1 protein-coding gene is annotated in these 353 nt (G+C 37.1%); it reads right to left on the reverse strand.

Going from position 1 to position 353, the window contains the following annotated elements:
- The coding region (locus PL77_RS32235; protein ID WP_172665977.1) for a hypothetical protein at nucleotides 1–353 on the reverse strand (353 nt) is incomplete at both ends.

Genomic DNA, 353 nt, shown 5'->3' on the forward strand with positions numbered 1-353 from the left:
TGAGACAAGAAGTCCTGAATAAACTTTCCTCCTTGTGTTGCTTTTTCGGTTGGCTTAATAATAGAGGCTTTACGGTTTCTTTCCACAAAATCCGAAGAGAACACATCTTTTAAATCTGTTTTTATCATCGAAAAGCCTTCTTTTGCTTTCGAAAACTCACCTCTCAAGCCATAATTGATCACATCCATTGCTTTAGCTCCTACTTTGACCAGTCCTTCAAAGCGAATAGCAATATCATCAAACACTCTTTTGATCACCGATAAGATGGATACTTCCTCGTCAATACCTAAAAGTTGGTGCAATAGTGATTTTGCTCCCGTTTTTTCATACACCCAGTTTACAAACTGTATAAA

Origin of the sequence: Flammeovirga sp. OC4 (assembly GCF_000812565.1) — a bacterium.
GTDB lineage: Bacteria > Bacteroidota > Bacteroidia > Cytophagales > Flammeovirgaceae > Flammeovirga.